Origin of the sequence: Janthinobacterium sp. MP5059B, from assembly GCF_001758645.1 — a bacterium.
Taxonomy (GTDB): Bacteria; Pseudomonadota; Gammaproteobacteria; order Burkholderiales; family Burkholderiaceae_D; genus Janthinobacterium; species Janthinobacterium lividum.
On the sequence record NZ_LRHX01000010.1, the window covers coordinates 1 to 18,101 of the forward strand.

Here is an 18,101-nt window from a genome sequence, read left to right on the forward strand (position 1 = left end):
TGCCATCGGTGCGCGAAAAAGTGCGCCGTTCGCGCACATAGCGGGCAAAGATCAGCGGCGTCAATTCCGGCTGCAATTGCAGGCCCAGCTGCGTGGCCGTCAGCCAGAAGCGCTGCATGGCGCGGCCACGCAGCTGGGCCTGCAATTGCNGCCGGAATTGACGCCGCTGATCTTTGCCCGCTATGTGCGCGAACGGCGCACTTTTTCGCGCACCGATGGCATGCAGGAGCTGGCGCAGGAGCTGGCCGCGCAATGCCAGGCCGTGCTGGGCGCCACGGCGGTTGAGCGGGCCGTGTTTCTCGGGCGCATAGGCGCCGGGCCGGCGGCCAGTGCGCGCTCGCTGCGCCGTCCGCTGCAAGACTTGCTGGTGGCGCCAACGGCGGGGCAGTAAGGCGCGCGTGACGCCATGCGCGCGCCTCAGCCTTGTCGGCGCCGTGGCGCCAGGCTGGCCAGCGCTGCCAGGCCAGCCGCCAATAGCGGCAAGGTTCCCGGCAGCGCCACTGGCGTGACGCCTGGCACGTAGACCAGTTCGGAACTGTTCAGCATGTTTAACACCAGCGTGTAGTTGCCCGCCACCAGGTGATCCGTGACGGCACTGTACTGCCCGCCGCACGTCGTGCCGATGCCGGTGCCTGTGGGTGCGCCGCAGCCGCTGGGGTCGTAGGTGAACATGCTGCCGCTGGTGAGCGGCGTTTGCGCGTAGCCGGTATTGAGGTTGGCGGCATCGGCCAGTTCGGTGCCGCCCAGGATGCCGGAGCCGAGGTTGCCGTCGGGCGCCCAGCTGAAGACGATCTGGCCATGTTCATCGATGATGCTAAACGTCATCGCCATATTCGTGGTGGCCGCCGAGCCTGTGCCGGCCAAGGCGTCCAGGTACAGCTGCATGAAGGGCAGGGCCTGGAAGTCGAAGGCCATGGTTGCGCCCGGTTGGCCGACGACAAAATTGACGGTCATCGCGGTGCTGGAACCATTGCGTCCCGAGGCGTCGGCGCTGCCGCCGCCCGCCAGGAAGGTTTCTGCCGCGTTTACGGTGTGTGTGCTGGTCGAGCCCGGTGGAAAGGGGGGGATTTGCGAGGTGACGATTTGCGCCTCGCCGCGCGCATACGAGGCATTGCCCATGCCTTGCCGGGTAAAGTCGTTTTCTCCCTTGGTGACGGCGCCGCGTGTCGCTTGCGGCGCGTCGATCTCATTGCTGCCGCCGTTGATGATGCTGCTGCCGTTGAGCGTGGCGGTGGTGCGCGACAGGTCGATGTTGCTGAGCAGGGAGACGGAGCCGGAGGGATTGCTGATGACCAGGCCAAAGACACTGGTGTACGAATAGCCGTAGGCGGCGGCGCTGGCGGTGCCGCTGCTGGCCAGCAGCAGAAAGGCGAACAAGACCGTTGGCAGTCGGGTGCAAGAAAATGTCGTCATGAAAAATCCTCATCTCCTGATCGGCCGCGTTGTAAGGAAAACCGACAGGCTTGCTACATAAAAAAGGCGAGGAGAGCCTCCCCGCCTGTGAATCCCCCTGTTGCCTGGTTCAGGCGGCAACCTTGCGGCGACGGGCATAGCCCAGGCCAGCCAGACCCAGGCCCAGCAGAGCCAGGGTGCCGGGCTCAGGCGCGGCCTGTTTCACCAGATCCACGCTTTCCACCGCATTCAGGGTCAAGGTGTAGTTGCCGGCTGTCAAAGCATTGCTGACGGAGCTGAAGTTGCTGCCGCACGCGGTGCCGACACCGGTGCCCGTGGGCGTGCCGCAGCCGGATGGGTCGTAGGTGAACAGATTGCCGCGCGTGAGGAAATTGGTCGCCAGGCTGGTGTTCAGGTTGGCGCCATCGGCGTTTTCCGTGCCGCCCGAGATGCCCGAGCCGATCACGCCATCGGGCGTCCAGTTGAACACCGTTGCGCCGGTCGCATCCGTGATGGTGAAGGTGACGACCAGATTGGCCGTGGCGGTGGACAGCTGCCCGACCGTGCTTTGCAGGAAGACCTGCATGAAGGGCGAGGCCAGGAAATCAAAGCTCAGCGTTGCCGTGGGCGAACCGACGATGAAATCGACGGAGAAGCCCGTGGTCGAGCCATTGCGCCCGGACGCATCGGCCGTGCCGGCGGGGCCGTCCAGGTGGGCTTCGGCCACGTTCACCACCTGGGTGGAGGTGGAGCCGGGCGGGAACGAAGGGAACTGCGTGCTGACGATCTGCGCATCGCCGCGCGAATAGGTGTTGGTGGGGCCTTGCTGCGTGAAGTCGTTCTCGCCTTTGGTGACGGCGCCGACGTTGGCGCGGAGGGCATCGAGCGAGCCGGCGCCGCCATTGATGACGCTTACCCCATTCAGGGTGGCCGTGCTGCGCGAGATGGTGGTGCTGTTGGCCACCGTGATCTGACCCGTTGGCACGCCGATCACAAGGCCGAAGATGTTGTTGTAGGAATAGCCGTAGGCGCCCGCCTGTGCGCTACCTGCGGCGCACAGCATGGCCAGTGCCGCTGCGGCCGGGAGCAGTTTCAGTTTCGAGAGTTTCATTGTATTCACCTCGTGGTTGAGTGAGTCTGGAAGTCTTGCTGAGTCCTGTCGGCAGGTGCTCATGGCCAGTACCTAGCGACTTCCATGCCAACGCATGAGGCCCTTTTGAAATCAATGACTTGGCGTGTTTTTGTTGATGCGGTGCAGGCTTTGCCGGACTCGCTGTAAGAAAAACCGACGCTGCCCGTCAAGGCTGGCTGCCTAGAGGCAACGAGCCCAGCAGGGCGTGCAGATGGGGTAGCAAGCGTTGCCCTGGCACATAGTCGCGCATGGCCGTGGCCAGCTGGCGCGCCGCCAGCTTGGCCCTGCCATCGTCGAGCATGCGCGTGGCGGCATGGCGCAGGGCGGTTTCCTGGAAGCGGTCGGCGCGCAGCAGCAGGCCGGCCCCGGCCCCCGTGATGCCGTGCATGTTGAGGAATTGATCGAGGTTGCCGGCGATACCGATGACGGGTACGCCCGCCGTCAGCGCCTGCTGGCTGGTGGGGCTGCCGCCGTTGCAGATCACCAGGCTGGCGCGCCGTGCGGCCACATCGCCCGGCAGAAAGGGCGCGACATAGGCATTCGGCGGCACGGCGTCGACGCGGATGGTGCCGGCCGTGGCTGCCAATACGGTGACAGGCAGGGGCGCCAGCGCGCGCAGCACGCGCGGCAGCAATTGCCCCTGGCCGGAACTGCCCAGGGTGACATAGATGATGGGCCGTCCGCTGCTCAGTTCCGGACGCTGCCACCAGTCCGGCAAGTCGAGCGGCGGCGCCCAGATGATGGCGCCCAGGTAGTCGTGCGTGGACGGCATGGCGTGCGGCGGGAACAGTTGCGGAATATCCGCATACAAGGTGCGGTCGGCATCCGTATAGATGCGCCGCAAGTCGCTGCCCAAGGATGGCAGGCCATGGCGGCGGCGCACGCGGTTCAGGGGCACGGCATGCGAGGCGAAGGCCAGCGGGCGGATCAGGCGGAACAGGGGGGCGGCCAGCCAGATCGGCAGCAGGCTTGTCAGGGGCAGGCTGGGCACCGTGTAGTGCTGGCGCACGTACGGACTCCAATAGGCATTGCTGAGCGTAATGTAGGGAATGCGCTGCAGGCGCGCGCTGACCGACAGCGACAGGCGGAAGTCGCCGATCACGAGATCGGGCTGGACCGCATTGAGCAGGCGCAAGTCGTCTTCCACGTACGCGTGCAGGGTGCTTTCCGTGTAGACAGGCTTGCCGTGGGCCAGCGCCTGCAGGAATTGCAGCGATGAAATGCTATCGATGCGCCAGCGCCGGAAGGAGGCTTGCTTGAAACAAAAGTCATAGCCATCGGCGCAGGCAAAATGCACCTCATATTTGTCCTCGTCGAGTCCCTGGGCCAGGCTCAGGGGGCGGCCAACGTGGGCCAGGGTCACTGCCTCGGCCATAAAGAGGATTTTCTTGCGCGCCATGGGGATCGCTTGCACTCGCAGGAGAGAGACCTGCCAGGTTGGAGTGGCGCCACGCCGTTTAGTTCCCCCGTCGCGTGCCACTGGCGGGCGCCAGGATTTGGCCGCATCGGCTAGAGTGGGGCAAAGGAGGTCACATGCAAACCCAATTCCGTCCTGCCCTGTTGCGTGCGCACAGCACGCCCGAACCCGATATGCCGCCGCCGGAAGGCGATCCCGTCACGCCGCCGCCGGAAACGCCGCCCCACATCGAGCCCGTGCCCGTCGAGGAACCGACGCCGCCGCCACCGCCCGTGAAAATGCAGTGACGGGGCGCGGTGCGCCGCCGACATGGCGGTGACGGGGAGATGTGCGCCGTGTTTATTTCCGATCGGAAATGGACTGCGCGGTGGCCGCCGGCGCCACGCCATTTAAACAACAAAAACGTCAATAAATGTTGCCGAGTGGATACAAATCAAACTCTAACTGTCGAGTGTCATGCGGCCGTCACGATTCTGTTCTTATAATGAGACATCATAAAAATTCTTGTACAGGAGACCATCATGGGCAATTCCTTGCATAACAAAATCTACCTGGGCCGGCGGCCTGTGATGACCAGCAAAAACCTCGTGGCGCTGGCCCTGGCGGGCGCCGTGGCGGGTTGCGGCCTGGCCTGGCTGCTGCTGCGCAACTATAAATAAGGGCTGTCCTGCCCGTCTTCCAGTCAGCCGTCCGCCGCGCGGGCGGTGACTGATTCACGTTGCCTGTTGCCGATGCGCAGCGGGGCGCGTACCATGGGGGCCGAACACCTGGCCTTTTATGGAAAAGTAATGAAGAACGAGAAATTAACAACCGATGAATATGACGCGCTGGAGCAAGTTGCACGCGGCATCAAGACCGAGCGCCCCAGCGCTTGCGTTGCCCGCAATGCCAAGCGCCTGTCCGGCCTGAAGCTGCTCAGCTATGCACGCGATGGCCGTCTGTCCATCACCGAGAAAGCACAGCAACTGCTGTTCCTGCGCCGCTGCATCATGGGGCTGCGCGCCGTCGCCACTGATCCCCTGACCAAGCTGGAATCGGATGTGGCTTACTTCCTGGGCAAGAAAGCCCACATCGTGGCGCGCGCCGAAGGCGAAGGCTACGACATTTCCGACAAGGGCCGCGAGTCGCTGGCCGACATCGACACCCTGGGTCTGTAAGGCTCACAACCGGCCCTCGTGGCCGGTTTTCACATCTCCCCTCACTTTTAATTTCCCCCTTTGGAGAATACTTTGGACAGCGCGATGAACTGGTCGGCCCACGAACTGACGATGACGGTCTTGATGACGCCCGATATGGCCAATTTTTCCGGCAACGTGCACGGCGGCACCATCCTGAAATACCTCGACAGCGTCGCCTATGCCTGCGCCAGCCGCTATTCGGGCAGCTATGTGGTGACCCTGTCGGTGGACCAGGTGATGTTCCTGCAGCCTATCCACGTGGGCGAACTGGTGACGTTCCTCGCGTCGATCAATTACACGGGCACGACGTCGATGGAAGTGGGTATCCGCGTGGTGACGGAAAACATCCAGCAGCGCCTGGTACGCCACGCCAACAGCTGCTATTTCACGATGGTGGCTGTGGATGCCAACCGCAAACCGGTGGCCGTGCCGCCGCTGGTACTGGAAACGCCGGAACAGCACGCGCGCTTCGAGCAGGCCAAGCTGCGCAAGCTTTCGCGCCAGAAAGTGTCGAAGAAATAAGTCGTTGCGGACATAAAAAAACGGCCACCAGAGCGATCTGGTGGCCGTTTTTTATTGCTTGCCGCCCGTGGGCGGCATGGCGCCGTGATTAACGGTCGCCGTAGCTGCGGCGTGCGCCGTCGGTGCTGCGCGGGTTGGAACCCTTGTAGCCGCCGCCGGTGCTCGGTGCGCCGTCTTTGCGTGGTGCGCCTGGCTTGCTGAACGTGCGTTGACCTGGCTTCGCGCCGCCACGGTTGTCGCCTGGTTTCCAGCCGCCTGGACGGGCGCTCGAACGTGGAGCCGATGCCGTTTTCTTAGGCTCGAAACCTTCGATGACATTGACCGGGATCAATTGCTTGGTGAAGCGTTCGATACGCTTGACGTTCATGCCTTCAGCGTGGTTCACCAGCGAGATGGCCAGGCCATTGCGGCCAGCGCGGCCGGTACGGCCGATGCGGTGGACGTAGTCTTCCGGGAACTTCGGCAGATCGTAGTTGAACACGTGGGTGATCGTTGGCACGTCGATGCCGCGGGCGGCAACGTCGGTGGCAACCAGCACCTTGACCTGGCCGCGGCGCATGCCGTCCAGGGTGCGGTTACGCGCGCCCTGATGCATGTCGCCGTGCAAGGCGGCAGCCGAGAAGCCGGCGATGTTCAGACGGTCGGCGATGGTGTCGGCGTCACGCTTGGTGGCGGTAAACACAACAGCCTGGTCCAGCGATTCGTCGCGCAGCAGGTGGTCCAGCAGGCGATTCTTGTGCGACAGGTCGTCGACGAAGTGAACGCGCTGGGTGATGTTTTCATGCTTGTTGCTCGAGCTTGCCACCTGGATGACCAGCGGGTTCTTCGTGATGCGGCGAGCCATGTTGCCGACGACGCCGTCCAGCGTTGCCGAGAACAGCATGGTTTGACGGCCTTCCGGCGTCGCTTCCACGATCTTTTCGATGTCGTCGATGAAACCCATGTCCAGCATGCGGTCGGCTTCGTCCAGCACCAGGATTTCCAGTTGCGAGAAGTCGATCTTGCCCGAGTCCATGTGGTCGATCAGACGGCCGGGGGTAGCGACCAGGATCTCAGGATTCTTGGCCAGCAATTGCATCTGTTTAGGGTAAGGCATGCCGCCCAGGATCGACACAGCCTTGATGCGGCGGATGCCGGTGCTGTACTTGTCGGTATTGGTGGTCACTTGCAGGGCCAGTTCGCGCGTTGGCGTCAGCACCAGAATTTTTGGCTGGGCAGCCTTGAAACGTGGACGCTCGCCGCGGGCGCGCGATGCTTGCATTTCCTGGTTCGGCGTCTTGCCGGCGGCGCTTTGTTCGGCGCTGGCCAGTTTGTGCAGCGATGGCAGCATGAAAGCTGCCGTCTTGCCCGAACCGGTCTGCGACGAGACCAGCAGGTCACGGCCTTCGATCGCGGCTGGAATCGCTTGCGACTGTACCGCGGTTGGCGCGGTGTAGCCCGATTCGGTCAGAGCGGCGATGATGGACGGATGCAGGCCTAAGGATTCAAATGTCATTCTTTTTCTTTCGTGAAAATCAGCGTTCTTGCAAAAAGCAGAACGCAAAATAGCAACGCCAACCAAAACGAAATGACTCAACTAGAAAGAAATTTCGGCACAAAAGCTTTGCGCCGGGACGGTGTCAGGTGCGACACACAAGGCGGGAGGGCTTTATAAGCGGCATCCTGTGGATGCGCTAAGGCTTGCGAAGCTGCTAAGTTTGTAGTGCATGTAACTGCGGTGTTGCCATCGCTTCAAGGAAACATATTGCAGCGCACAACGACACTATACCGTATTTGCAGCCGTTTTGCACGGCTTAAATGGGAAGAAACGACAGTCCTACCACGTTTTGATCATGTTTCCTATGTGAAATCAGTAAGAATACGTAGTTTTCTTCCGTTTAATGGAGCATGGCCACGATGTCGGCGGGCAGCGGCGGCGCCTGTCGCGTTTCCCTGGCCAGGTTGATTTGCCGGGCCGCTTGCGCCACGTCGACCAGGCTGCGTTCCAGCTGGTAAGTCCCCTTGGCCTGCAGCCAGGCCAGCACGTCGGCCAGGTGCCAGATGGTGGCGCTGCCCTCATGCACGGGCGCGGGGAAGTTGTGGCGGTGTTTGTTCATCAGCTTGTGCAGGTTTTGGCGAGACAAGCCCAGCACCTGCGCCACGTCCGTCAGTCCCACGAAGTCGGGGGCGGCCTCGACCAGCACGGCCCCGGGCACGATGGCTTTCACATCGGCCATGGCGCTCAGCAGTGCTTCGCTGGCATTGCTGGCCTCGCGCGTGAATTCCAGCGCCAGGCGTCCCGCTTGCCCGATGCCGGCCAGGGCATCGTCGCAGCCGCCGCCCAGGCGCTCGGTCAGCGCATCGAGGTCGGTTTCGTTATCGGGCAGGCGGTATTTGAGAGTAAAGATGTAATCCATGATGGCTACCCCCTGGATTTGCGTTGCATGCAGTCGTGCATCAGCTTATTGAAAGTGCAGTTGTCGACCACCCGCCGTATCGCCCGCGCATGGTTGCCGGGATTTTTCGGCGTGCTCCAGATGCAGGCGATGCAGAATTCGCCGCAACGGCAGCCGGCATCGTTGTACGGGCAGTAGATCTTGCCCCAGGCATGGCTGCCACCCGTTTCCACGCGCCAGCCCTGGCTTTCCGCGTGGCGCAGCGCCGCTTCGATGTCCTTCTTCGGATGCGGGGAGCGCGCCATGCGATGCCTCCAATGTAGGTCGATATTTTGCGGTTGTCAAGTGACAACCGCAGAATATCGGCCGCCACCGCATTACTCTACTTCGGGATTGACGGCCATCACTTGCGAAAAGCCGCCGTCGACGTAGGTAATCTCGCCCGTGATGCCCGAGGCCAGGTCGGACAGCAGGAAGGCGGCCGTGTTGCCCACTTCCTCGATGGTGACGTTGCGGCGCAGCGGGGCGTGTTCGGCCACAAAGCCCAGGAGTTTGCTGAAATCCTTGATGCCGGAAGCGGCCAGGGTCTTGATGGGGCCGGCCGAGATGCCGTTGGCGCGGATGCCGCGCGGACCCAGCGATTCGGCCAGGTAGCGCACGGATGCTTCCAGCGACGCCTTGGCCAGGCCCATGGTGTTGTAGTAGGGCACGGCGCGCACGGCGCCCAGGTAGGTCAGGGTCAGCACCGAAGCGCCCGGGTGCAGCAGGGGCAGGGCGGCCTTGGCCATGGCGGGAAAGCTGTAGGCGGAAATGTCGTGCGCGATACGGAAGCTGTCGCGCGACAGGCCATCGAGGAAGTCGCCGGCGATCGCTTCGCGCGGTGCAAAACCGATGGCGTGCACCAGGCCATCGAGATGTTCCCAGTGGCGCGCCAGGTCGCTGAAGACGGCGCTGATCTGTTCATCGCTGGAAACGTCGCAGTCGAATACCAGTTCGCTGCCGAATTCCGCCGCAAATTCCGTGATGCGTTCCTTGAAGCGTACACCCACATACGTGAAGGCGAGGGTGGCGCCTTCGCGGTGGCAAGCCTTGGCGATGCCATAGGCGATGGAGCGGTTCGACAGCAAGCCCGTGATGAGGATTTTTTTGCCTTGCAAGAAAGCCATGACGACTCCTGTCTGGGTAGGTGGGCGGGGTGGGCGGATGTACAACCGGCCGCGACAGCAAAGCTGTGGCGGCCGGTGAGGTAGGTCAATACAGCTCAGGCGATCAGTGACGGGCCTTGGCGCGACTGTTGCCACCGCCGCGCTGGATGCGCGGTTTCACCAGGGAAATTGGCGCGGCTTGCACCTTGCCACCCTTGGCGGCGCGGCGCAGTGCCTTGGCGGCCCGTTCCGGACGGTCCGCTTCCAGCAGCATGGTGGCGCTGTCGGCGATTTCCTGGGTGATGTCCTTGTTCATCGTGGCCGAAGTTTTCGGCACGAGGATGGTGGAGCCGGCGCGCAGGCTGGTGCGCTGGGGAATATTGTTGGCCTGGCGCAGCACGTCGGCCGTGGTGCCGAATTTCGACGCCAGGGTTTCGATGCGTTCGCGCGCATTGGTGATCTTGTGCGTCGTCCAGCTGGACAAGGCATGGCCCCATTGCGCCAGGTTGGTGGTGAACTTGGCGGCGTTTTCCTGTGGCAATAGAATCTTGGTCTTTTCGCCGCCGATGATGACGGGGCGGTTAAATTGCGGATTCAAGGCCTTGAATTCATCCATTGACAGCTCGGCCAGCTGGGCGGCAACGGTGATGTCGATGTCGCTGGTCTTGTCGATGGCCGTGAAATACGGCTGGTTGTCGACCACGGGCAGGGTCAGGCCGAACTGGGCTGGATTGGCGATGATGTTTTTCACCGCTTGCAGTTTCGGCACGTAGTTGCGCGTTTCGGCCGGCATCAGGTCGGCCAGGCTTTCGAAGTCGGTCGGCTTGCCCAGCGCCTGGTTTTTCTTGATGGCGCGCTGCACGGAGCCTTCGCCCCAGTTATAGGCGGCCAGGGCCAGTTGCCAGTCGCCAAACATGTCATACAGGCGCTGCAGGTAGGTCAGGGCCGCATCGGTCGAGGCCAGCACGCCGCGGCGCTCGTCCTTGAACATGTTTTGCTTGAGGTTGAAATCACGCCCGGTGGCGGGCACGAATTGCCACATGCCGGCCGCATTGGCGCTGGAGAATGCTTGCGGGTTGAAGGCGGACTCGATGAACGGCAGCAAGGCCAGTTCCGTCGGCATGCCGCGCTTTTCCAGTTCCTGCACCACGTGGAAGATGTAGCGCGATGCGCGCGCCGTGGTGCGGGCGATGTAGTCGGGGCGGGTGGCGTACCAGTTGACGTGGTTCGCCACCAGCTGGTTGTTGATGTCGGGAATCGCATAGCCGCTGCGGATGCGGCCCCAGACGTCGGCTTCGCGCAGCGGATCGGAATTGTCGCTGAGGTTTTTCAGCAGACGGTCGGTCTTTTGCAGGCGGTTGTCGAGAGTGGGGAGTTTCGCCGTGACCTGGGCGGTCATCGGGATCAGGGCGGGTGCGGCGGCGGCGACTGGCGCGTTATCGCTCTCAACACCGGCTTCGTACGCCTGGCTGAGGGCGGGCGCAAGCGCCAGGGCCAACGCCGCCAGGACGGTAGATTTAAAGGAGTTTTCGTGCATAGTGTTCCATTGTTGTCGTCGGAGAAACATCGGACAGACCCATGATCAAGCAGCGAGTGTACGTATATCCACATGCCGGAGTCAAGAATTATGTCAGCATGATGACAGGAAATAAGCGGCAATAAGTGGGTAACGGCTGAGTTTCCATTCGCAAATGCTGTCATTATTGCAAATTTAATTTGCCCGATGCGTGATTCGGCCGCTGTTATAGCATACATGGGGAAGAGGCTGGCGCAAGCCTGGATGGCGCCCGGTATGAGGCTGCGCAAAAGTGCGTACAATTTGGCTTTGGCCGGCCATTCAGCCGCCGGCCGCCTTATTAATAGAGAGTCAAGTATATGAACACCCCGCCGCGCCACGAAGACGACAACGCCGTCATCATCGCCAATACCGTTGCCTGGCTGGAAAAGGCCGTGATCGGCCTGAACCTGTGCCCGTTCGCCAAGGCCGTGCACGTCAAGAAGCAGATCCGTTATGTGGTGTGCGAATCGGGCAATCCGGAAGATCTGCTGGCGATGCTGATGGACGAGCTGCAAACCCTGGCCGACACGGATCCCGAACAGATCGACACGACCCTGCTGATCCATCCGTACACCTTGAACGATTTCCTCGACTACAACGAGTTTCTCGACGTGGCCGACGCGGCCGTGGAAGACATGCACCTGGCCGGCGAACTGCAAGTGGCCAGTTTCCATCCGAATTACCAGTTTGCCGAAACGTTCGAGGACGACATCAGCAACTACACCAACCGCTCGCCGTACCCGACCCTGCACCTGCTGCGCGAAGACAGCATCGAGCGCGCCGTCGAGGCGTTCCCGGAAGCGTCGGAAATCTTTGACAAGAATATTGCCACGCTGGAAGCGTTGGGCACCGAAGGCTGGGAAAAGCTCGGCTTGCCGAAGGTGTCCTGATGGCGGACAAGGAATTGCCGCCGCGTCCAGACACGCCCTGTGTGGCCGTGTGCTCGACAACCTTTGATGAAATCTGCCGCGGCTGCGGCCGCAGCGTAGTGGAAGTGGCCCACTGGGTGTCGATGACGGATGAAGAGAAGGAAGTGGTGTGGGTGAGGATTCTGGCGCAGGGGTATCCGCGCCGGAATACTTGATTTAACCCAGCTGCAACTGTCGGGGTCAGACCAGACGGGGGAATGCTTCCCAATGGGAAGCATTTCGATTCCGAAGGAACTGACCCCGGTACTTTTGGCGCTAACGATCAGTAGCTACCAATAAAATCCTTTTTACCCACTTCAATGCCATTGTGGCGCAGGATGTCGTACGCCGTCGTCGCGTGGAAGAAGAAGTGCGGCAGCGCGTAGTGGAACAGATAGGTCTGGCCCGTGAAGTGCTTGGTCTTTTCGCCGCTGCCGGTGGTGATGGCGCGCGTTTCGCTGCCGTCGATGTCCGCTTGCGGCAGGCTTTCCAGGAAAGCGATGGTTTTCACGATGCGCGCTTTCAGTTCCGCAAAGCTCTGTTCGCTGTCTTCATACGGTGGCACGGCCACGCCGGCCAGGCGCGCGCCGCAGCCCTTGGCGAAGTCGGTGGCGATCTGGATCTGGCGCACGAACGGCAGCATGTCCGGGAACAGGCGGAATTGCAGCAGGGCGTTCGGGTCGATTTTCTTGTCTTGCGCGTGCGTTTCCGCCTTGTCCAGGATGGCGGCCAGGCTGCCCAGGATCTGTTTGAAGACGGGGATCGAAGCGGAGTAGATGGAGAAGGTCATGGTGGTTCCTCTAGGTAAAGTGGCGCGATGATAGCAAGCTGCGCGCTTTTCTGCTGGCGCCGGCCGGGCGCGCCGGGAGGCGTGTGGTTTTTCAACCCTGTTTATATGACATGAGGTAGCCGTTGGCGTGTGTTTATTGGTGACTTCCCCCGCTTTTTCCATGCATAATTGCTCCTGATAAAGTTTCTTCCCGCCTCACCACCCGATTCCCCTGTAAAGTCAATGATCGCCCGCCTGATCCCTGTTGCCCTGTTGCCGCATGTTTAATTCACCTTACCAGCGCCTGCGCGCCAGCCTGCGTGTGCTGTACGGCTCGTCTATCTATGGCGCCTTGCTGCTGGTGGTATTTGGCGGCCTCGTCGTTCCCGCCATCTTCGGCAGCTATGTGCTGGTCGGCGTGCATGAGCGCCAGTCGGCGCGCACCAGCCTGAACGAAGCCTTGCAGCGCAATGCCGATATCCTGGCGCTGGGCATGCAGGAGTCGCTGTGGAACATGAACGCGGAATCGGCCCATTCGCTGGTCGAGTCGGTGATGCGCGACCGTTCCGTGCTGCTGGTGAAGGTGCTGGGGCAGGGCGACACGGAATTCATCCGCCTGCAGGCGCCGCAGCGGCCCGTGGGCAATCTGTACCGCGCCGAGCGCGACATCCTCGTGCGCGGCGAACGCATCGGCCACGTCGTCGTCGAGATGGACGATGCGCGCAGCCAGCAGGAGCTGCGCGAAAAGCAGATCTCCTATATTTTCGTGCTGGGCGCGCAACTGGCCGTGTCGATGGCGCTGATCGTGCTGTTCCTGAACCGCCGCCTGTTGAAGCCCCTGCGCCGCCTGACGCGCTTTTCCGACCGCCTGTCGCACGGCGATTTCGACACGCCCCTGACCTCGCACAGCACTGACGAGCTGGGCCGCCTGACGGCCCAGCTTGAGCAAATGCGCGCGGCCATCGGCCAGCTGTTCGAGGATGTGGGCCAGCGCGAAGAGCGTTTCCGCACCATCGTCACGCAGGTGCCGGGCGCCGTCTTCCGCTACCGGCCCGACGGCCCCATCGATTTTGTCAGCGATGCCATCGAAGAGATTTCCGGCTATTCGGCGCGCCAGTTCATGCGCGGCACCACGCATGCCTGGGCCGACCTGATCTGCCCGGAAGACCGCCGCGAGCACCGCCGCGCCGTCCGCCAGGCGGTGGCCGAGGTGCGTCCATATGCGCTGGAATACCGCATCATCGACGCTTTCGGCATCGAGCGCTGGGTGGCCGAGAATGGCCAGCCGCAGGCGGGCGAGCAGGGCGTCATCTGGGTCGACGGCATCATTGCCGACATCAGCCAGCGCAAGCACCACGAGATGCGCATCGAAGCGCTGCTGACGGAGCAGAGCGCGATTCTCGACAACGTGATGTTCGGCGTGATGTTCGTGCGCCACCGCCGCATCATTTCCGTCAACCGCCGCTGCGAGGAACTGTTCGGCTACGAGCATGCCGAGATGACGGGTAATTCGACGGCCATGGTGTTTATGAGTTCGTATGACTTCGAGGAGGCGGGCGAGCGCCAGTATCCGGCGCTGGCCATGGGCGGCGACTTCAGCGAGGAGCGCCAGTACAAGCGCCGCGACGGCAGCCTGTTCTGGGCGTTGGTCAGCGGCTGCGCGCTCGATCCGCTGCGCCCCAATGAAGGCAGCATTTGGGTGTATGCCGACATCACGGCGCGCAAGGAAGCCGAGGAAAAACTGCGCCTGTCGGCCACCGTGCTCGAACATATCGCCGACGGCGTGATGGTGGTCGATGCCAGCGGCATCATCGTCACCGTCAATCCCGCCTTCACGCAGATCACCGGCTATGCCGAAGCGGAGGCGGTGGGCCAGCACTCTTCGCTGACCCGCTCGGCGCGCCACGACTCTGCGTTCTACGAAGCCATGTGGAACGAGCTGAAGGGCAGCGGCTTCTGGCGCGGCGAAATCTGGCATCAGCGCAAGAATGGCGAGCTGTATCTGGAGTGGCTGACGATCAGCGCCGTGCGCGACGCGCGCGCCGGCACCACGCATTACGTGGGCGTGTTCAGCGACATCACCCTGATCAAGGAGTCGCAGGAAAAGCTCGACCACATGGCCCACCACGATCCGCTGACGGCCCTGCCGAACCGTTTGCTGTTCCACGACCGCCTGCAGCACGCCTTGCTGCGCGCCGCGCGCGACCAGGAGCAGCTGGCCGTGCTGTTCATCGACCTGGACCGCTTCAAGAACGTCAACGACACCCTGGGCCACCATGTGGGCGACGAACTGCTGCAAAAGGTGGCCGGCCAGCTGGCGGCCCGCCTGCGCGAGGGCGACACCCTGGCGCGCCTGGGCGGCGACGAGTTCATCGTGCTGCTCGAACGCGTCGACGGCGAGTACGGTGCGACGCAGGTGGCGGAAAAGCTGATGACCATGTTCGACCAGCCGTTCACGGTGGCTGACCACGAACTGTTCGTCACCTGCAGCGTGGGCATCAGCCTGTATCCGGACGACGCGCTGGACTTGAACATGTTGATCCGCAATGCCGACGTGGCCATGTACCAGGCCAAGGCGCGCGGGCGCAATGGCTACCGCTTCTATGCGCCGTCGATGACGGGCGAAGGCGTCGAGCGGCTGCGCCTGGAAACCTTTTTGCGCCGTTCGCTGGAAAAGAACGAGATGTTCCTCAATTACCAGCCGCAGGTGGAAATCGACACGGGCCGCCTGGTCGGCGTCGAGGCGCTGGTGCGCTGGAACCACCCGGAACTGGGCCTGGTGCCGCCCGCGCGCTTCATCCCGCTGGCCGAGGATAGCGGCTTCATCAACCAGCTGGGCAAATGGGTGCTCGACGAAGCATGCCGCCAGATGATGCGCTGGCAGGCGCAGGGCTTGCACGTGCCGAAGATGGCCGTGAATCTGTCGGTAAAGCAGTTCGAGCGGGGCAGCATCGCCGGCATGGTGGCCGACATTCTGAAGGAAACGGGTCTCGAGCCGCAGCGCCTGCAGCTGGAAGTGACGGAGTCCGTCATCATGAACACGGGCGACGCGCTTGGTTTCATCAACGACTTGCACGCCATCGGCGTGGGCCTGGCCATCGACGATTTCGGCACCGGCTATTCCTCGCTCGCGTATCTGAAGCAGCTGCCCGTGCAAACCCTGAAGATCGACCGCTCCTTCATCAAGGATATCTCGACGGACGTCAATGACGAAGCGATTGCGATTGCCATCATCCAGCTGGGCAAGAGCATGCAATTGTCCGTGATCGCCGAAGGCGTGGAGACGGAAGAGCAGGCGGCTTTCCTGCTGCGCCATGGCTGCAAGCTGGCGCAAGGTTATTTTTATAGTCGCCCGGTGCTGGCACAGGATATGCTGGAGCGCTGGATCGACCCGCTGGATCAACCACTAACCAATTAAAGGGTATCCCATGGCCGGAGAAAAAAATACGTCGCGCCGCCGCTTCCTGCTCCGCGGCCTGGGTCTCGGCGTGGCCGGCGTGGGTGCCCTGGTGCTGGGCTGGGGCGTGCTGCCGCCGCGCCAGCGCCTGCATGGCAGCGTGCCGCTGCCGCTGCAGGATGGCGCCGTGGCGCTGAACGGCTGGCTGGCCATCGGCACCGACGGCGCGGTGACCCTGGCCATGCCGCGCAGCGAGATGGGGCAGGGCGTGCACACGGCCTTGCCGATGCTGGTCGCAGAGGAGCTCGACGTGCCGCTGTCCAGCGTGAAACTGATCCAGGCGCCCATGGACAAGATCTTCGGCAATGTCGCCATGCTCCAGGACGGCTTGCCTTTCCACCCGGACGACCAGGGCCGCGTAAAAGCGCTGGCCCAGTGGACGGTGGCCAAGGCGGCGCGCGAGCTGGGCGTGATCGTCACGGGCGGCTCGTCGAGCGTGAAGGATGGCTGGGGTCCCATGCGCGAAGCGGGCGCGTCGGCGCGCGCCATGCTGGTGGGGGCCGCCGCCGCGTTGTGGCAGGTGCCGGCTGCGCAGTGCCGCACGGAAAATGGCGCAGTGCTGCACCCGGATGGGCGGCGCGCCAGCTACGCCAGCCTGGCGCAGCGCGCCGCCGCAATCGACCCGGGCACGCCCGTGCTGAAGCTGCCCAAGGATTTCAAATTGATCGGCCAGCCGGCGCCGCGCCGCGACACGCCATCCAAAGTCAATGGCAGCGCGCGTTTCGGCATCGATGCGCGCCCGCCCGGCATGCTGTATGCGGCCCTGCATCTGCCGCCGCGCCTGGGCGATATCCTGTCCGCGTTCGACGCGGCGCCCGTGCTGGCCATGCCCGGGGTGAAAAAGGTGCTGGACCTGACGCCGCACCTGGCTCAGCGCAGCGTCTCGTGTGTTGCCGTGGTGGCCGACACCTGGTGGCGCGCCAGGCAGGCGGCGGCCGCCTTGCCGACGCAGTGGAAGGCCGGCCCGCAGGCGAATTTGTCCAGCGCCGGCGTGTATGCGGAGTTTGCCCGCCTGCTCGATAGCGAAGCGGGCTATGCCTATCACGCCAGCGGCCAGGTGGAAAGCAAGGCCGTGCAGGGCATGCGGCAGGTTAGCGCCGAGTACCGCGCGCCATTCCTTGCGCACGCCGCCATGGAACCCGTCAATTGCACCGCGCAAGTCAAGGATGGCAAGGTGATGCTGTGGGTCTCGACGCAGGCGCCCGGCATCGCCGTCGACGTGGCGGCGAAAGTGGCAGGCGTCGCTGCGAAGGACGTCGTCATCGAGGTGCTGCTGCTCGGTGGCGGTTTCGGCCGCCGCCTGGAAGTGGACATGATCGCCCAGGCCGTGGCCATCGCACTGCAGTGCGGCGGCGCGCCCGTGCAGCTGGTGTGGACGCGCGAACAGGATACGCAGCACGATATGTACCGTCCCGCCGCGCTGGCCCGCTTTGCGGCCCGCCTTGATGAACACGGCCGCATCGCTTCCTGGGACAACAAATCCGTCAGCGGCTCCATCACGCACCAGTTTTTGCAGCGTAATTTCGGCTTGCCCGGTGCGGGGCCGGACAAGACCACGGCCGAAGGCGAATTCGACATGCCGTATGAAATTGCCAGCCAGCGCATCGCCCACGTGATCGCGGACAGTCCCGTGCCCATCGGTTACTGGCGCTCGGTGGGGCACTCGCACAACGCTTTTTTCAAGGAAAGCTTTATCGACGAACTGGCCCATGCGGCGGGGCAGGATGGCATTGCTTTCCGCCGTGCCATGCTGGTGCGGCACCCGCGCCACCTGGCTGTGCTCGATGCGGCAGTTGCCAAGGCGGGAACGCCTCCGCCCGGCCATGCGCATGGCGTGGCCTTGCACCAGTCGTTCGGCAGCATCGTGGCGCAAGTGGCGCAGGTGTCCGTGGAAAACGGAGAAATCCGCGTGCAGCGCGTGGTGTGCGCCATCGATTGCGGCATCGCCGTCAATCCGAACATCATCGCCCAGCAGATGGAGTCGGCCGTGCTGTTTGGCCTGTCGGCGGCGCTGGGCGGCGAGATCACCTTCAAGGAGGGGAAGGTCGAGCAGGCTAACTTCCACGACTATCCCGTGCTGCGCATGGGGCAAACGCCCGAGGTGGAAACCGTCATCATCGCCAGCGCGGAACACCCCGAAGGCGTGGGAGAGCCCGGTACGCCGCCGATTGCGCCGGCCGTGGCCAACGCCGTGTTCATCCTGACGGGAAAACGGCTGCGCAGCCTGCCGCTGCGCCTGGGTTAATTT

The 18,101-nt window shown here is 63.1% G+C and carries 17 protein-coding genes; 8 read left to right on the forward strand and 9 right to left on the reverse strand.

Features of this window, described 5'->3' with window-relative positions; translation table 11 throughout:
- Positions 1-417 precede the first annotated feature (417 nt).
- The 3 genes from JAB1_RS12970 to JAB1_RS12980 form a co-directional block, all read right to left on the reverse strand.
- Positions 418-1,413, reverse strand: coding sequence for an EDSAP-1 family PEP-CTERM protein (locus JAB1_RS12970; protein ID WP_083299711.1), 996 nt, complete (start codon positions 1,411-1,413; stop codon positions 418-420).
- 109 nt (positions 1,414-1,522) lie between these two features.
- The gene (locus tag JAB1_RS12975; protein WP_070280200.1) at positions 1,523-2,503 is read right to left on the reverse strand and encodes an EDSAP-1 family PEP-CTERM protein; all 981 of its coding nucleotides are present in this window, start codon (positions 2,501-2,503) and stop codon (positions 1,523-1,525) included.
- A gap of 187 nt (positions 2,504-2,690) precedes the next feature.
- Positions 2,691-3,923: a glycosyltransferase gene (locus JAB1_RS12980; protein WP_070280201.1), complete on the reverse strand. Its 1,233-nt coding sequence runs from the start codon at positions 3,921-3,923 to the stop codon at positions 2,691-2,693.
- A gap of 134 nt (positions 3,924-4,057) precedes the next feature.
- Here JAB1_RS12980 and JAB1_RS29890 point away from each other — a divergent pair, with 134 nt between their 5' ends.
- From JAB1_RS29890 to JAB1_RS12990, 4 genes are all read left to right on the forward strand, one after another.
- Positions 4,058-4,228, forward strand: coding sequence for a hypothetical protein (locus JAB1_RS29890; protein WP_175445057.1), 171 nt, complete (start codon positions 4,058-4,060; stop codon positions 4,226-4,228).
- Between the two features lie 234 nt (positions 4,229-4,462).
- Positions 4,463-4,600 (forward strand): hypothetical protein, encoded by a 138-nt coding sequence (locus JAB1_RS29895; protein ID WP_162483240.1) that lies wholly within the window; start codon positions 4,463-4,465, stop codon positions 4,598-4,600.
- A gap of 129 nt (positions 4,601-4,729) precedes the next feature.
- Positions 4,730-5,098: a hypothetical protein gene (locus tag JAB1_RS12985; RefSeq protein ID WP_034779283.1), complete on the forward strand. Its 369-nt coding sequence runs from the start codon at positions 4,730-4,732 to the stop codon at positions 5,096-5,098.
- An 84-nt stretch (positions 5,099-5,182) separates the two neighbouring features.
- A complete protein-coding gene (locus JAB1_RS12990; protein ID WP_034750191.1) occupies positions 5,183-5,641 on the forward strand; it encodes an acyl-CoA thioesterase in 459 nt (152 codons plus the stop codon).
- Between the two features lie 88 nt (positions 5,642-5,729).
- Here JAB1_RS12990 and JAB1_RS12995 read toward each other — a convergent pair whose 3' ends face one another.
- The 5 genes from JAB1_RS12995 to JAB1_RS13015 all read right to left on the reverse strand — a co-directional run bounded on the left by JAB1_RS12995 (position 5,730) and on the right by JAB1_RS13015 (position 10,698).
- Complete coding sequence (locus tag JAB1_RS12995; protein WP_070280202.1) at positions 5,730-7,136, reverse strand: DEAD/DEAH box helicase; 1,407 nt, start codon at positions 7,134-7,136, stop codon at positions 5,730-5,732.
- A 382-nt stretch (positions 7,137-7,518) separates the two neighbouring features.
- A complete protein-coding gene (locus JAB1_RS13000; RefSeq protein ID WP_070280203.1) occupies positions 7,519-8,037 on the reverse strand; it encodes an AlpA family phage regulatory protein in 519 nt (172 codons plus the stop codon).
- Positions 8,038-8,042: 5 nt separating this feature from the next.
- Positions 8,043-8,321, reverse strand: coding sequence for a hypothetical protein (locus tag JAB1_RS13005; RefSeq protein WP_070280204.1), 279 nt, complete (start codon positions 8,319-8,321; stop codon positions 8,043-8,045).
- A 72-nt stretch (positions 8,322-8,393) separates the two neighbouring features.
- Positions 8,394-9,182 (reverse strand): enoyl-ACP reductase FabI, encoded by a 789-nt coding sequence (gene fabI, locus JAB1_RS13010; RefSeq protein ID WP_070280205.1) that lies wholly within the window; start codon positions 9,180-9,182, stop codon positions 8,394-8,396.
- 103 nt (positions 9,183-9,285) lie between these two features.
- Positions 9,286-10,698 (reverse strand): transglycosylase SLT domain-containing protein, encoded by a 1,413-nt coding sequence (locus JAB1_RS13015; RefSeq protein ID WP_034779271.1) that lies wholly within the window; start codon positions 10,696-10,698, stop codon positions 9,286-9,288.
- Positions 10,699-11,036: 338 nt separating this feature from the next.
- Here JAB1_RS13015 and JAB1_RS13020 point away from each other — a divergent pair, with 338 nt between their 5' ends.
- Together JAB1_RS13020 and JAB1_RS13025 are read left to right on the forward strand one after the other, a co-directional pair.
- Positions 11,037-11,609 (forward strand): DUF1415 domain-containing protein, encoded by a 573-nt coding sequence (locus JAB1_RS13020; protein ID WP_070280206.1) that lies wholly within the window; start codon positions 11,037-11,039, stop codon positions 11,607-11,609.
- Positions 11,609-11,803 (forward strand): DUF1289 domain-containing protein, encoded by a 195-nt coding sequence (locus JAB1_RS13025; RefSeq protein ID WP_034779267.1) that lies wholly within the window; start codon positions 11,609-11,611, stop codon positions 11,801-11,803. Before JAB1_RS13020 ends, JAB1_RS13025 begins: the two co-directional genes overlap by 1 nt.
- A 107-nt stretch (positions 11,804-11,910) precedes the next feature.
- Here JAB1_RS13025 and JAB1_RS13030 read toward each other — a convergent pair whose 3' ends face one another.
- On the reverse strand, positions 11,911-12,417 hold the full coding sequence (locus JAB1_RS13030) for a DUF1993 domain-containing protein (protein WP_034779265.1): 507 nt from the start codon (positions 12,415-12,417) through the stop codon (positions 11,911-11,913).
- A gap of 259 nt (positions 12,418-12,676) precedes the next feature.
- On the opposite strand from JAB1_RS13030, the gene JAB1_RS13035 reads away from it, so the two are divergent.
- The gene (locus tag JAB1_RS13035) at positions 12,677-15,814 is read left to right on the forward strand and encodes an EAL domain-containing protein (protein ID WP_070280207.1); all 3,138 of its coding nucleotides are present in this window, start codon (positions 12,677-12,679) and stop codon (positions 15,812-15,814) included.
- A 10-nt stretch (positions 15,815-15,824) separates the two neighbouring features.
- Positions 15,825-18,098, forward strand: coding sequence for a molybdopterin cofactor-binding domain-containing protein (locus JAB1_RS13040; protein WP_070280208.1), 2,274 nt, complete (start codon positions 15,825-15,827; stop codon positions 18,096-18,098).
- Positions 18,099-18,101: the final 3 nt, after the last annotated feature.

What these genes read in the sequence shown, in the direction of transcription:
- JAB1_RS12980 (WP_070280201.1), bottom strand. Translation starts at nt 3,923, where the DNA reads ATGGCGCGCAAGAAAATCCTCTTTATGGCCGAGGCAGTGACCCTGGCC.
- JAB1_RS12995 (WP_070280202.1), bottom strand. Translation starts at nt 7,136, where the DNA reads ATGACATTTGAATCCTTAGGCCTGCATCCGTCCATCATCGCCGCTCTG.
- JAB1_RS29895 (WP_162483240.1), top strand. Translation starts at nt 4,463, where the DNA reads ATGGGCAATTCCTTGCATAACAAAATCTACCTGGGCCGGCGGCCTGTG.
- JAB1_RS12985 (WP_034779283.1), top strand. Translation starts at nt 4,730, where the DNA reads ATGAAGAACGAGAAATTAACAACCGATGAATATGACGCGCTGGAGCAA.
- JAB1_RS13005 (WP_070280204.1), bottom strand. Translation starts at nt 8,321, where the DNA reads ATGGCGCGCTCCCCGCATCCGAAGAAGGACATCGAAGCGGCGCTGCGC.
- JAB1_RS12975 (WP_070280200.1), bottom strand. Translation starts at nt 2,503, where the DNA reads ATGAAACTCTCGAAACTGAAACTGCTCCCGGCCGCAGCGGCACTGGCC.
- JAB1_RS13015 (WP_034779271.1), bottom strand. Translation starts at nt 10,698, where the DNA reads ATGCACGAAAACTCCTTTAAATCTACCGTCCTGGCGGCGTTGGCCCTG.
- JAB1_RS13025 (WP_034779267.1), top strand. Translation starts at nt 11,609, where the DNA reads ATGGCGGACAAGGAATTGCCGCCGCGTCCAGACACGCCCTGTGTGGCC.
- JAB1_RS13040 (WP_070280208.1), top strand. Translation starts at nt 15,825, where the DNA reads ATGGCCGGAGAAAAAAATACGTCGCGCCGCCGCTTCCTGCTCCGCGGC.
- fabI (WP_070280205.1), bottom strand. Translation starts at nt 9,182, where the DNA reads ATGGCTTTCTTGCAAGGCAAAAAAATCCTCATCACGGGCTTGCTGTCG.
- JAB1_RS13030 (WP_034779265.1), bottom strand. Translation starts at nt 12,417, where the DNA reads ATGACCTTCTCCATCTACTCCGCTTCGATCCCCGTCTTCAAACAGATC.
- JAB1_RS12970 (WP_083299711.1), bottom strand. Translation starts at nt 1,413, where the DNA reads ATGACGACATTTTCTTGCACCCGACTGCCAACGGTCTTGTTCGCCTTT.
- JAB1_RS29890 (WP_175445057.1), top strand. Translation starts at nt 4,058, where the DNA reads ATGCAAACCCAATTCCGTCCTGCCCTGTTGCGTGCGCACAGCACGCCC.
- JAB1_RS12990 (WP_034750191.1), top strand. Translation starts at nt 5,183, where the DNA reads ATGAACTGGTCGGCCCACGAACTGACGATGACGGTCTTGATGACGCCC.
- JAB1_RS13020 (WP_070280206.1), top strand. Translation starts at nt 11,037, where the DNA reads ATGAACACCCCGCCGCGCCACGAAGACGACAACGCCGTCATCATCGCC.
- JAB1_RS13035 (WP_070280207.1), top strand. Translation starts at nt 12,677, where the DNA reads ATGTTTAATTCACCTTACCAGCGCCTGCGCGCCAGCCTGCGTGTGCTG.
- JAB1_RS13000 (WP_070280203.1), bottom strand. Translation starts at nt 8,037, where the DNA reads ATGGATTACATCTTTACTCTCAAATACCGCCTGCCCGATAACGAAACC.